Source organism: Nonomuraea sp. NPDC003707, from assembly GCF_053587055.1.
In genome coordinates this window covers 530,556-543,153 of record NZ_JBSFNK010000003.1, presented here as the reverse complement: position 1 = coordinate 543,153, position 12,598 = coordinate 530,556, and the positions used below count along the sequence as shown (strand labels likewise).

Below are 12,598 nucleotides of genomic sequence, written 5' to 3'. Positions count from 1 at the left end.
GGTGGGTGACCGCGCAGGACTCGGCCGACCTGGTCCGCGTCATCCTCTCCCGTCCCGCCGGGCCGCGCGCTGCGCGAGGAACGGCTCGAACCGGCGCCCTCCCCGTGGTTGTCCCGGATGCGGGAGCTCCTGGCGTCCGGGCAGGTGTCGCGCGGGGAGCTCCTCGACGGCTGCGTGAGCCGCTTCCTGCGCGGGGGCGACGCCATCGACCTGCGCTTCTTCGTACGGCTGTACACGCTGATCGACCCGTCGCCGCAGGAGGCGGGCGCGCGGGCGCGGGACTACCTCCGGCTGCTGCCCTCGGCGCCCGGCACGGTCGCCGAGCTCGCGCTCGCCCAGGTGCGCCGCACCGGGCCGCACGACCCGGCGGAGGTCGCCGAGGCGATCGGCGCGCTCACCTTTCGCCCGGAGGCCAAGCTGGCGCGGGCGGGGCTGAGCTGGCTGGAGGCGGAGGTACGGCAGGCGCCGGGGCGGGCCGCCGGCCTGGCGCCAGCGCTGACGACGGCGTTCGCCCACGCGTCCTACGAGGTCCAGGGGCGGGCGGCCGCGCTGGCGATCAGGCACGCCGCCGCGTTCGGCGTGAGCGCGGCGGAGATCGCCGGCGCGGTCCCGATGCTGCCCGAGGCCCTGGGGGCGCGGGTGGCCGCGGTCCTCGGCGGCGAGGCCACGCCTGAGGAGGCGGGAGTGGTGACATGTTTGCCTCCTGACGGCCGTTACTGAACCGGATAAGCTTGGGCGGTGATCCTTGATCAAATCCTGATTTATCCGCTGAAATCGGGTCAGGGTTGGGCGCGGTCCGAGGCGGTCGTTCACCCCTGGGGCCTGGACGGGGACCGGCGGTGGGCGGTCGTCGACGAGAACGGCGACAACCTGTGGCTGGGCGAGTTCCCGCGCCTGGCGTCCGTCGCCGCGCACCCCACCGACGAGGACGGTCTGCGGCTCGCGGCGCGCGGCATGGAACCCCTGACAGTGCCGCCCGCCACCGGTGCGGCCACGCGGGTCGGTTTCACCGGCCTGGACAAGGCGGTGCTCGCCGACGACGCCGCGCACGCCTGGTTCAGCGAGCTGCTGGGACGCCCGGCCCGGCTGGTGTGGCTGGACGACCCCACGCGGCGGTCGATCGACCCGGCGCACGGCGGGTTGCCGGGTGAGGTGGTGAGCTTCGCGTGGGACGCGCCGCTCCTGCTCATCTCGGAGTCGTCCGCGCTCGCCCTGGACGGGTGGCTGGCCGAGGAGGCCGCCAGGCACGGCGAGGATCCGCCCGGCCGGTTGTCACGGGTACGGTTCCGTCCCAGCGTGATCATCGAGGGCGCGGAGGCCTTCGCGGAGGAAGGCTGGCGCGAGGTGCGGATCGGCGACGTCCCCTTCCGGGTCTCGGAGATCTGCGACCGTTGCGCGGTGACGACGATCGATCCGGAGACCCAGGTGAAGGGCAAGGAGCCGCTGCGGACGCTGGCCCGGTACCACAAGTGGGACGGCAAGACCTGGTTCGGCATCCGCCTCGTCACCCTCGAACCGGGCACGATCCGGGTGGGCGATCCGGTCAGCGCCCGCTGACCGGATCGATCGCGCACCGTGGCCGGCGAGGTGCCGGTCTCAGCAGTCGAGGTTCGGGCAGTTCAGGGCGAGTACGAGGCGGTCGCTGTCGTAGATGGCGTCGTAATCGCCGCGGAACTCGTTGACCAGCCACATCTCTCCGCTGGCCGGCCAGTAGGCGACGTTCTGCGCGTTGCCCGGAGCGGTGGTCATGTAGTGGACGTCGAGCGTGCCGCGGTCGGCGGAGATCGTGACGCGGTGCAGGCAGGACTTGCGGTAATCCCCTGAGATGTTCGCCGTGCCGCCCGGCATGTAGGTGACGGCGGGCGCGCCGTCGGGGCACAACCCGACGAGGACGCCCTTGTCGCCGGTGAACACGCCGCCCTGCAGCTCCCAGACCGGGCTGGTCCATCCCTCGGTGGGGTGGACGAGCCCGTCGGAGCCGGTCCTGAGCAGGGCGGTGGACGGGTCGAGGGGCCAGCGCAGGATCTTCCCGCCGGAGGCGCCCCTCTTGTACTCGACGGTGGTCAGGTGGTCGGCGCCGCTCCGGTCGAGCGAGACGCCGTTCAGGCAGGGCCTGGTCAGGTCGAGGCTGGCGCACACCGCCGGGGAGTTGAGCCGGTAGTAGCCGATCTGCGGCAGGGCGAAGCCGGAGTACGCCGCCGAGCAGACGCCGCTCACGCAGCCGACGTTCCCCGACGTGGTGGAGTTCATTTTCCAGAAGTGGGTGAGGTCGAAGACGCGGACCAGCCGGTCGCCGCCGGAAACGTCCGGGTCGCCGCCGGTGACGAGGAAGAGCTTGTTGCCGTACCACGAGATGCCGTCGGCGTGGGTGGCGATCTCGCGGAAGCCCTCGGCGGTGCCGTCGGGTTCGACCAGGACGACGTGGCGGTAGGGGGCTCCCGACATTCCGGCGGTGACGTCGGCGAAGGTGACCCTGGCGAGCCGGTTGGCTCCGTACTCGTGGGAGGCGCCGCTGCGCCAGCTCACCGCGACGATCTTCCGGCCGGCGCAGCCGTCGCAGGGCGGGTAGAGCACCGAGCCGTTCATGCCGTCGCCGCTGCCCGTGATCCCCTGCGGGAACCAGTTCGCGGTCGTGTCGTCGGTGGCGTTCCAGCAGAATCCGCTGACCGGGACGGAGACGTGGAGGTCGGTGGGGTGGCAGATCGCGCGGGTGGTGTAGCCGCCGGCGATGACGGTGTCCATCCGCACCTTGGTCACCGGCAGCGTGGAGACCACCGCGTCACGCGCCGACATGGTCGAGGTGAACGCCAGCGGCCTGACCTGAGCCAGTTGCGCGGCCGTCAACGCGTAGCCGGTGGCCGCCTCGGCGGGCAGGGGGACGGCCAGCAGGGCGGTGAGGAGCAGGACCAGTGCGGCTAATCGCGTGACCACAGGTGGCCTCCGTCGTTATGAAGGTTTCCTGCATTAGTAACATCAACTGGAGGGGTGGTCAACGACATGGGGGAGGAATCGGGGGCTATTTAGTGAGGGGTCCTTCTAATGTCGAGTGGTCGGCATTGGCGGGCCGGCGACGGCGGTGAGGCGGAGCTTGGTCTCGTCCTCGCTGCCGGGCACGGCGGTCATGATGACGATCTTGAGCTCGGAGTCGCCGTCGGTCAGGATGTCGCAGTCCACCGTGACGGGGCCCACCGACGGGTGGTAGATCGTCTTGTGGTCCTCGCGGTGCGCGGCCACCTCTCCGGTCGGCCGGCCCGAGTCGCACGTCATCGCGCCGCTGTACACCTCCTCGAAGGCGGCGCTGACGATGTTGACCACGCAATACGCGAAAGGGCTCAAAGGCATCCGCGTCAACGCCGCCGATCCCGGCTACACCGCGACCGACCTCAACGGTCACAGCGGCCCCCAAACCGTTGCCGAGGGCACGGACGCGATCGTCGCCCTCGCCACCGAGGAGCCCGGCGCCGGCACCGGACGCTTCGTCTCCCGCCATGGCGAGATCGCCTGGTCCTGAAGCCGTGCCGTGCCGGGGTCGCCCCGGACCGGTGGAATGCGCCGCCGCACGCCGTCGCCGCCGGCCGGCGCCTGGTGCTCACTTATTGGGGCTCACTCGGGCTTGTTGTCGGCCGAGCCGCCGACCGTGAACCGGGTGGTGACTCCCTCGTACATCAGATGGGCCGTGAGCCCTTCGGAGGCGTGGGGCAGGTTGTGGCAGTGGTCCATCCAGACGCCGGGGTTGTCGGCGACGAACGCGATCTCGTACGTCTGGCCGATCCCGACCTCGAGGGAGTCCACCCACCAGGGGTTGCCGGTGGCGGCCACGCCGTCGCGCGTGAGCACCACCGCGTGGTGGCCGTGCAGGTGCATGGGGTGCGCCTCGCCGCTGTTGTTGGAGATGCGCATCCGCACCACGTCGCCCTCGGTCACGTGGAACATGGGCACGTCGGGGTAGAGGTGGCCGTTGATCGTCCACCACACTCCGGGGACCCCGTCGAGGAAGCCGGGGCGGCGGCCCACGTCGTACTCGAAGCGCCGGTCCGGCTTGGCGGGGTCGAACCCGAGCGGCGCCCGGGTGCCGTACGTGAGCGGGTCGAGCGTCGCCGCCGGCCGTGGCACCGGGGGCGCGTCGTACGACGTCGAGCCGAGCACGACACCGGCGGGACCGCCGAGGTGGATCCGCACGGGGGAGCCGTCGGCGGGCATGGTGACCTCGAGGTCGGCGCGTCCGCCGGCGGCCACCGCGACCGCCTGGTCCCGCACCGGCGCCGGCCCGCGGACCTCGGTGCCGTCCACGGCCACGAGGCGGTACGGCGCGCCGCTCACCCAGGCCGGCATGACGCCGTACTCGGTGTTGATCACCCGTATCCGGGTCCGCGCGCCGGGCGCCGCCCTGACCTGGACGTCGCCCTCGCGCCCGTTGACGGTGCGGATGCCGCCGTACAGGTGCACCAGCGCCACGACGTCTTTCACGCCGGCGGTTCTGGCCGGCGCGACGACCAGCGCGCCGAGCAGGCCGCCGCGGACCTGTTCGTGTGACATCTGGTGCGAGTGGTACCAGAAGGTGCCCGCGCGGTCGGCGACGAACCGGTAGGTGAACTCCTTGCCGATGCCGACCGCGTCCTGGGTGACGCCCGCGACGCCGTCCGCGGCGTTGGGGACGTCGACGCCGTGCCAGTGCAGCGTGATGCCGCCCGGCACCGACTCGTTGACCAGCCGGACCTGGACCAGCCGGCCTTGGACGGCCTTGATGACCGGGCCCGGCGACTGCCCGTTGAGCGTGTAGCCGTCGAAGTCGCGGCCGGAGGCCAGCCGGAACCGCTGCTTGCGGGCCACCACGGTCATCGTGACGTCGGCCGGGCGGTCCGCGTCGGCGACCAGTTCCGTCACGTCGCGCCCGCCATGTTGAGCAGGGGCGTGGGTTGCGGCGCCTCCCATCGCATGCGCTCCGTGGTTCTGGGCGCCTCGCGGCCCGCCGCCGTAGTCCGCGTACCCCATGTCCATGACGGAGTACGCGGACGGCAGCAGGCTGGCCTGCCAGAGCCAGATCAGCGGCCCGAGCACGGCCGCCGTCGCGGCGCACGCGACGGCGGTGCGGACCCGGCCGCGACCCGGGCGGTTGCGACGCATGGGACGCGCCGTCAGCCGCGGGCCGCGTGCTGCGACCCCGGCACGGCGGCCGGGCTCACGGCCGCGCCCCGGCGCGCCGCGTAGAGCGCCACGGTGAACAGCAGCAGCGCGTTGAGGCCGTGCACGAGGCCCACCATCGGGATGCTGTGGCCGACGAGGCCGAAGGTGATCTGCAGGACGACCAGCAGCAGCACCAGCCCGGCCGCCTTCACGGCCCCGGGGAGCTTCGCCCAGAACGAGGAGATCAGCAGGAGCAGCGCGAGGACCGGGATGACGAAGATCCCGTTCATGCCGTGGATCATGAGCCCGAGGGCCTCGGCGAACGGCGTCTCGCCGCTCTCCATGAGCGTCTTGTCGACCACGCCGCCCCCTTCGACCCACAGGCCGAGCCCGGCGTCGGCCCAGACCACCATCGACGCCTGCACGGCGACCTCGATCGCCACCAGGTAGGCCAAGACCTTGTAGACGTTTTTCATCGCATCCTCCCTGTCCGGTGTTGTCGCGAGTCACGTTAGGGAGGGTGACTTGGGGCGGAATGGTGGCAGACTTGGGACGGACTGAGAAGAGGTCAGACCGGTCGTGCCAGTCGATACTGGGTGGGCGTGACGCCGTAGGAGCGGGTGAACCAGCGGGTGAGGTGGGCCTGGTCGGTGAACCCGGCCTCGACGGCCACCCGGGCCGCCGGATGGCCCTGGGCGAGCAGGCGGCGGGCGGCGCGCAGCCGCAGCTGGCGCTGGTAGTCGCTGGGCGCGAGCCCGTAGGCCGTGCGGAAGGCCCGGTAGACGGCGTACCGGCTGGAGCCGGTCCAGGCCGCGAGGTCGTCGGCGCTGATCGGCTCGGCGTGGCGGTCGTGGATCAGCTCGCGCGCCTTGGCGGCCAGCCGCGTGACGGCGGGTGCGCTGAGGGCGGCGGGCGGTCCGGGCGGCGTGCGCGCGGCCAGGTGCACGAGGGCGGCGACGGTGGAGGAGAGCAGCTCGTCGCGTTCGAGCGGGCCGGCGCCGTGCTGCAGCGCGGTGTGCAGCCGGCGCAGCCGCTCCGCGAGCACGGGTGAGCCGAGGACCGGCGCGGCGAACAGGGGCAGCCCGGCGGGGCGCCCGGTCAGGTCCCGGAGCACGTCGGTGATCAGGTCCTCGCCGATGTGCACGATCCGGTACGTGAAGCCCAGCTCGTGGGCCGCGTGCCCGTCGTGCACCTCGTCGGGGTTGAACGCCATCACCATCCCGGCCGCGCTCGTGTGCCCGGCGCCACGGCAGGTGAAGGTCTGCGCGCCGTGCTCGGTGACGCCGAAGGAGTAGGTCTCGTGGCTGTGCCGGTGGTAGCGGTGGCGCAGGAAGCTCGCGTACATGGCCTCCAGCGGCATCCCGTCCGCGCGCCAGTAGCTGGTCCACTCCCGGGGCCCGCGGCGCTCGCCGGTCATCGCATCACCATCCGGTCGTCGCCGCGCACGAGCGTACAAGACCGGCATGGCGCCCCGGGCGCAGGCTGGATCGCTGCCGCCGCGCCCGTCTCCTCTGTCCCCCGGCGCGGAACGGCGTGTCGCGGAGGTGAACCCATGGCAAGCACTGTAACGAGCGGCACCAAGCCGTACCTTCTGCTGGTCACGACGATGCTGCTGTGGGGGAGTGGCTTCGGCGCCTCCAAGGTGATCGTCGACCACCTGCCCCACTCGGTGGTCGCGACCCTGCGCTTCGGCGGCGGAGCCCTGGCGCTGCTGATTGCCCTGCGGCTCTCCCGGCAGCCTGGCGGCCGGCGGCGACCGCCGGTGCGCGACTGGGCGCGGGCGGCCGGCGCGGGCGTGCTGGGCGTCTTCGTCTACAACGTGCTGTTCTTCTGGGGGCTGTCGCTGGCTCCGGCGATCGACGGGAGCACCATCGTCCCGGTCATGAGTCCGGTGCTGACCACGTCCTTCCTGCTGGTCATGGGCCAGGAGCGGGCGTCGGCGGCGCGGGTGGCGGGGCTGGCGATCGGCGCGGCCGGCGCCGTGGTCTTCTTCGTGGGCTCGGGCGGGGAGGCGGGCGCGGGCCAGGGCCGGCTCGCCGGGGACCTGCTCTTCCTGCTGAGCGCCTGCTGCTGGGCGGCGTTCACGCTGATGGGCCGCCGCGTGCTCGCCGGCATCGACCCGCTCAAGGCGACGACGTACGCGACGGTGAGCGGGGCGGTGCTCCTGGCGATCTACAGCGCGCCGTCGGCCGTCGAGGTCGCCTGGCACGACGTGCCCGCCTACGTCTGGCTGAACGTGGCCTTCGTGGCGCTCGGCCCGACCGCGGTGGCGAACCTGCTGTACTACCGGGGCATCCGCGACGTGGGGCCGGCGTCGGCGTCGATCATGATGTTCGTCGTGCCCGTCGTCGGGACCGCGTGCTCCGCCCTGTTCCTGGGGGAGTCGTTCGGCACCGTGCAGGCGGTGGGCGCGGCCGTGCTGCTCATCGGCGCCGTTCTCGCCGTCACCCAGGGCAGGCTCCCGGTACGGCGGCGCGCTATCGTTCAAGAGCCCACGTCACCCCGTCATTGAGGAAGCATGACCATCTACCGGTTGCCCGCCAACACACCCCGCTCGTTCTACCGGGGCGAGGGGCGCATCGGCAGGTTCCGCGGCGTCCGTCCCGCCGATGACCCGTACTTCCCGGAGGACTGGATCGCCTCGACCACGAGCCGGCACGGCGCGGCTCCCGCGGGGCTGACCACGCTGCCCGACGGCCGGTCGCTGGCCGAGGCGATCGCCGCCGATCCCGTGTGGTGGCTGGGGGAGCGGCACGTCGCCGAGCACGGCGCCGACCCGGCGATCCTGGTGAAGCTGCTCGACGCGGGCGAGCGCCTGCCGCTGCACGTACACCCCGACCGCCGTTTCGCCGCCGCCCACCTGGCCTCGCCGTACGGGAAGACCGAGGCGTGGGTGATCGTCTCGGCCGAGCCGGGGGCGGCGGTGCACCTCGGTTTCGCCAGGGACGTCGAGCCGGGCGAGCTGGCCGGCTGGGTCGCGGACCAGCGGATCGACCGGATGCTCGACGCCACCAACCGGGTGCCGGTGCGGGCCGGCGACGCCATCCTCTGCCCCGCGGGCCTGCCGCACGCCATCGGGGCCGGGGTCCTCATGGTCGAGGTGCAGGAGCCGACCGACTTCTCCGTGCTGCTGGAGTGGGCGGGCTTCGACATCGACGGCCCGGCCGCCGGGCACCTGGGGCTCGGCTACGATCAGGCGCTCGCCTGCGTCGACAGGAGCGGCTGGGGTGAGGAAGGGCTCGCCGAGCTGAGCCGCGCCCGCCGCCCGTCGGCCGACGCCAGGCCCGGGGTCCAGCGGCTCTTCACCGAGCTCGCCGACGAGTTCTTCGCGGCCGAGCGGCTGCGGCCCGATCCGGTCAGCGTGCTGGAGCCGGCGTACTCGGTCGTCGTGATCACCGCCGGTGCCGGCTCCGTCGAGTGCGAGCACGGCGCGCCGCTCCAGGTCGGCGCCGGGGACACGCTGCTCGTCCCGTACGCGGCCGGGAAGTGCGCGCTGCGCGGCGACGTCGCGGCGGTGCGCTGCAAACCGGTGTGAACCGACGGGAGTCAGGCGATCCGCGGCAGGTCGGCGAGGCGGACCTGCCCGTGCAGCGGCCGTCCCGTGACGAACCGTTCGACCTCGCCCACCGCGTACTCTCCCAGCGCGCGCAGCTCCCTGCCCCGGGCGCCGCTGACGTGCGGGGTCACCCAGACCCCGGGCGCGGACAGCAGGGGATGGCCCGCCGGCAGGGGCTCGGGGTCGGTGACGTCGAGGATCGCGTTGAGCCTGCCGGACACGCACTCGCCGGTGAGCGCCTCGGTGTCGACGAGCGTGCCGCGGGCGGTGTTGATCAGCGTGGCGCCGTCCGGCAGCAGGCCGAGGCGGCGCTTGTCCAGCAGCCGGTACGTCTCGGGCAGGGCGGGCGCGTGCACCGTCACCAGGTCGGAGCGGCGGCACAGGTCGTCGAGCCCGACCGGCTCGCAGCCGAGCTCGCGTGCCCGGTCAGCGTCCAGGTAGGGGTCGTTGAGCAGCGGCGTCACCCCGTACGGTCTGAGCCGCTCGATCACCAGCCGGCCGACGCGTGAGGCGCCGATGACGCCCACGGTGGCGGCGCCGAGCCCCGCGCGTTCGCCGGGAGCCGGCACGCCGCCGGGGCGGGGGCCGTCCGGCCAGCCGCCCGTGGCGTAGGCGTGGACCCGGCGCGGCACGGACTTGGCGGCCAGGACCAGCATCGAGATCGTGTAGTCGGCGACCGGCACCGCGTTCGCCGCGGCGGCCGACGACACCACGATGCCCCGCCGGAACACCTCGGCGGTGACGTGCTCCTTGACGCTGCCGGCGGCGTGCGCGATGGCCCGCAGCCTGGGCGCCCGCTCCAGCACGGCCGCGTCGATGCGGGGGCACCCCCAGCCGGTGATCAGCACCTCCACGTCGGCGAGCGTCCCCCCGAGGTGGGGGAGCACGGCGTCGGGGGCGTCGACCAGCCCGGCCAGCCGTTCGCGCACGTCATCGGGGAACAGCTCGCCGAACAACGCGCCGTGCATCGCGAAGGCGGCTCTCACCGCACGCTCCGCAGGCGCCCCACCGAGCTCCTGACCACGATGTGCGTGCCGAGCGTGATCGGCGGCTCGGCCAGCGGATCCTTGCCGGACAGCGCGAGGCGTACGGCGGCCCGGCCCAGCTCGGCGTGCGGCAGGTGGACGGTCGTCAGCCCAATGTCCTCGGCCGGGGGCACGTCGTCGTAGCCGACGATGGAGACGTCCTCGGGGACGCGCAGGCCGTGCTCGTGGATCGCCTGTACGGCCCCGGCGGCGATCACGTCGGTGGCGGCGAAGACCGCGGTGAAGTCGTCGTGCCCGGCGGCGAGCCGCCGCTTCATGGCCGCGTACCCGCTGGCCCGGTCGAAGTCGCAGGGCACCTCGAGCGCCGGGTCGTGGTCGAGCCGGTGGTCGGCGAGGGCCGCCCGGTAACCCGCCACGCGGCTGTCGGACGTGGTGTGGCCGGGGCGCAGCCCCAGGTAGAGGATGCGCCGGTGCCCGGCAGACAGCAGGTGGGCGGTGACCGCGTGGGCTCCGCCCGTATTGTCGAACCCGACGGTGAGCGCCGGGACCCCCTCGCCGAGCGGCGGCCGGCCGCACAGCACCAGGCGCGAGCCCGAGGAGGCCAGCCCGTGGGCGTAATGCGTCATTCGTTCGCGGTAGTCGTCGTCCAGGATCACGCTGCCCACCAGGATCACCGCCTCGGCGCGCTGCTCGCGCATCATCCGGACGATGCTGAGCTCGCGCTCCATGTCGCCGCCGGTGGTGCAGATGAGCGACAGGCGACCCTCGGCGGCGGCCTGCTCCTCCACGCCCTGGGCGATGTAGGCGTAGTAGGGCACGGACACCGAGTTGACGACGATCGCCACGGCTCCGGGCGAGGCCACGGACAGGGCCCTGGCCTGGGCGTTCGGCACGTAGTCCAGCTCGCGCACCGCGCGCAGCACCTTGTGCCTGGTGCTCGGCTGCACCGGGTAGTCGCCCGCCAGGGTGCGCGAGACGGTCGCCACCGAGACCCCGGCCTGCTTGGCGACGTCGCGGATGGTGACGCGTTTAGCCGGTCCAGACAACGCGCTCCCCCACGGGTCCGTTGCGGGTGTAGCCGGGCTCGCGGCCGAGCGCGACCGTGACCCTTGATCCAGCGGCATCATTCCACGAGACCTCGTCGCCCTTCACCCGGATATCCGGCGTCTGCGCGGGGGAGCCGCGGCCCAGCCGCACCGCCGAGACGTAGACCGCGGCGCCGCCCGGGTGGGCGCCGACCAGGTACGGCGTGGCGGAGTGCGGGCCGATCGCGTTCTCGTCCTGGCGCAGCGCCGCCTGGGCGGTGCGCCAGCCGTGCAGCCCGGCGATCTCGCTCACCAGGCCGCTCACGGGCCCGCTCCCTGGGCCGCTCCCTGGGCCGGTCGCCACTGACGTGGTGAGCCCGGCCAGGGTGACCACGCACGGCTCGCCGGAGGCGAGGGCGTGACCGCCGTCGCGGACCACGCTGCCCGCCGGGGCGGTGACGCGGTGCACGCGCACCTCCCACGGGCCGTCGAGCACGGAGGCGGTCTCCACGACGACCTCGCCGTCGGCGTAGCGGGAGGCGGCGAAGCCGTGGGCGATGCCGATGCGCTCGATGCGGCGGCGGCGGGTGGCGCGCCCGTCGGGGAGGAGCACGGCGAGGTGGTTGTCGACGTTTTCGGCCCGGCCGCCGGGGCCGGTCTCGGGCGCGGTGTGCGTGGAGTAGCCGAGTTTGGCGTAGTGCGGGTCGTCCTTGGCGGAGTCGGGGTCGTTGCCGTCGCTGCCGTGGTTGACCAGGCGGGTGACGCCGTCGGTGCGGTGCAGGAGCCAGCCGGGCGCGGGCAGGGCCAGGGCGAGGTCGCCCTCGCCGGGCGCGGTGGCCGGGGCCGTCCAGACGGGGTGGTCCGGGCCGAGCAGCAGTCCCAGGAATCCCTTGCTCGCCCAGTACGGCGACGCGGGACCCGAATATCCCTGCGTCGCCGGCAGGTGCGGCCGGTGCCACCCCAGGGTGAGCAGGCCGCGCTCGTCGGGCACGCCGTGGGCGGCGAAGTGGTCGAGCGTGCGGCCCGCCATCAGGCGCGTGGTCCCCGGCCCGACGGGGGAGGCGTCGAAGATCGCGCCGAGCCAGAGCGGGGCCAGGCTCGCCATCCGGTACGTGAGCGACCGGCCCTGGTGCATCGGCGCGCCGTCGGGGGCGAAGAAGTGCCGGTAGCCGTCCAGGAACGTGCGCAGCCGCTCCTTGTGGACCGTGGCGTCGGCGCCCGACATCCTGGCCCACCACAGCGTGTAGAGGTGGATCGCCCAGCCGCAGTAGTAGTCGTAGTTCTGCCCGGCGCCGTCGGTGTACCAGCCGTCGCCGACGTACCAGCGCTCCACGTCGGCGAGGTGCCCGTCGATCTCGCCCTGGTCGTACGGCCCGCCGACCCCGGCCAGGAACTGCTCGACGATCACCTTGAACAGCACCCAGTTGCACGGCCAGGCGCGCTTGCCCACGATCCCGCCCAGCCAGGACACCACCCGCTCCTGGACGCCGGGGTCGAGCCGGTCGAACAGCAGCGGCCGGGTCTCGTGCAGCGCGATCGCGATCGAGGCGGCCTCCACGATCGTCTGGTTCAGATCGGTGATGGCCGGCCAGGCGTACTCGTGGCGGGGGTCGGTGCCGTGCGCGAGCCCGTCGGCGTAGCGTTCCAGCAGGCCCGCGGGCGCGCCGGCCGGGTCACCCGCGAGGCGGAACGCGGCGAGCAGGAAGGTGCGCGCGAACCCTTCGAGCCCGTCGGAGCCGGGCCCCGACCAGCTCGTCCGGCCCGGCAGCCGGTACTGCGCGAAGCCGGGGGAGGCGTACGGCAGCACGGCGTCGAGCAGCCCGTCCGCCGTCTTCACCCAGTGCTCGCGAGGGCGGTCAGCGCGCACGACTACCTCCAGGTAACCGGTTACTCGTCGGCTCGGGCCG

13 protein-coding genes are annotated in these 12,598 nt (G+C 73.3%); 5 read left to right on the top strand and 8 right to left on the bottom strand.

Features of this window, described 5'->3' with window-relative positions; all coding sequences use genetic code 11:
* Positions 1 to 117 precede the first annotated feature (117 nt).
* Together ACWDRB_RS10070 and ACWDRB_RS10065 are read left to right on the top strand one after the other, a co-directional pair.
* Entirely contained in the window at positions 118 to 720 is a 603-nt protein-coding gene (locus ACWDRB_RS10070) for a hypothetical protein (RefSeq protein WP_449892721.1), read from the top strand.
* 18 nt (positions 721 to 738) lie between these two features.
* A complete protein-coding gene (locus ACWDRB_RS10065; RefSeq protein ID WP_449892720.1) occupies positions 739 to 1,557 on the top strand; it encodes an MOSC domain-containing protein in 819 nt (272 codons plus the stop codon).
* A 39-nt stretch (positions 1,558 to 1,596) separates the two neighbouring features.
* Here ACWDRB_RS10065 and ACWDRB_RS10060 read toward each other — a convergent pair whose 3' ends face one another.
* The gene (locus ACWDRB_RS10060) at positions 1,597 to 2,931 is read right to left on the bottom strand and encodes a hypothetical protein (protein WP_449892719.1); all 1,335 of its coding nucleotides are present in this window, start codon (positions 2,929 to 2,931) and stop codon (positions 1,597 to 1,599) included.
* A gap of 105 nt (positions 2,932 to 3,036) precedes the next feature.
* Positions 3,037 to 3,315, bottom strand: a complete 279-nt coding sequence (locus tag ACWDRB_RS10055) for an MmyB family transcriptional regulator (protein WP_449892718.1) — start codon at positions 3,313 to 3,315, stop codon at positions 3,037 to 3,039.
* Here ACWDRB_RS10055 and ACWDRB_RS10050 point away from each other — a divergent pair.
* Positions 3,305 to 3,511 carry a hypothetical protein gene (locus ACWDRB_RS10050; RefSeq protein ID WP_449892717.1) on the top strand — a complete coding sequence of 69 codons (207 nt, stop codon included), beginning with the start codon at positions 3,305 to 3,307 and terminating at the stop codon, positions 3,509 to 3,511. The genes ACWDRB_RS10055 and ACWDRB_RS10050 overlap by 11 nt on opposite strands.
* A gap of 92 nt (positions 3,512 to 3,603) precedes the next feature.
* Here ACWDRB_RS10050 and ACWDRB_RS10045 read toward each other — a convergent pair whose 3' ends face one another.
* From ACWDRB_RS10045 to ACWDRB_RS10035, 3 genes are all read right to left on the bottom strand, one after another.
* Positions 3,604 to 5,124 (bottom strand): multicopper oxidase family protein, encoded by a 1,521-nt coding sequence (locus tag ACWDRB_RS10045; protein WP_449892716.1) that lies wholly within the window; start codon positions 5,122 to 5,124, stop codon positions 3,604 to 3,606.
* An 11-nt stretch (positions 5,125 to 5,135) separates the two neighbouring features.
* Positions 5,136 to 5,600, bottom strand: a complete 465-nt coding sequence (locus ACWDRB_RS10040; protein ID WP_449892714.1) for a hypothetical protein — start codon at positions 5,598 to 5,600, stop codon at positions 5,136 to 5,138.
* Between the two features lie 92 nt (positions 5,601 to 5,692).
* Positions 5,693 to 6,541 carry an AraC family transcriptional regulator gene (locus tag ACWDRB_RS10035; RefSeq protein ID WP_449892713.1) on the bottom strand — a complete coding sequence of 283 codons (849 nt, stop codon included), beginning with the start codon at positions 6,539 to 6,541 and terminating at the stop codon, positions 5,693 to 5,695.
* Positions 6,542 to 6,676: 135 nt separating this feature from the next.
* Between ACWDRB_RS10035 and ACWDRB_RS10030 the strand changes: the two genes are divergently transcribed.
* Together ACWDRB_RS10030 and ACWDRB_RS10025 are read left to right on the top strand one after the other, a co-directional pair.
* Complete coding sequence (locus ACWDRB_RS10030; RefSeq protein WP_449892712.1) at positions 6,677 to 7,636, top strand: DMT family transporter; 960 nt, start codon at positions 6,677 to 6,679, stop codon at positions 7,634 to 7,636.
* Between the two features lie 6 nt (positions 7,637 to 7,642).
* Positions 7,643 to 8,659: a class I mannose-6-phosphate isomerase gene (locus ACWDRB_RS10025; RefSeq protein WP_449892711.1), complete on the top strand. Its 1,017-nt coding sequence runs from the start codon at positions 7,643 to 7,645 to the stop codon at positions 8,657 to 8,659.
* An 11-nt stretch (positions 8,660 to 8,670) separates the two neighbouring features.
* Here the strand turns inward: ACWDRB_RS10025 and ACWDRB_RS10020 are convergent, their stop codons facing one another.
* Genes ACWDRB_RS10020 through ACWDRB_RS10010 form a run of 3 tightly spaced genes read right to left on the bottom strand, consistent with a single transcriptional unit; the run spans position 8,671 to position 12,558 of the window.
* Positions 8,671 to 9,666, bottom strand: a complete 996-nt coding sequence (locus ACWDRB_RS10020) for a hydroxyacid dehydrogenase (protein ID WP_449892710.1) — start codon at positions 9,664 to 9,666, stop codon at positions 8,671 to 8,673.
* Positions 9,663 to 10,712, bottom strand: a complete 1,050-nt coding sequence (locus ACWDRB_RS10015; protein ID WP_350738105.1) for a LacI family DNA-binding transcriptional regulator — start codon at positions 10,710 to 10,712, stop codon at positions 9,663 to 9,665. Before ACWDRB_RS10015 ends, ACWDRB_RS10020 begins: the two co-directional genes overlap by 4 nt.
* Positions 10,696 to 12,558: a DUF2264 domain-containing protein gene (locus ACWDRB_RS10010; protein WP_449892709.1), complete on the bottom strand. Its 1,863-nt coding sequence runs from the start codon at positions 12,556 to 12,558 to the stop codon at positions 10,696 to 10,698. Before ACWDRB_RS10010 ends, ACWDRB_RS10015 begins: the two co-directional genes overlap by 17 nt.
* Positions 12,559 to 12,598: the final 40 nt, after the last annotated feature.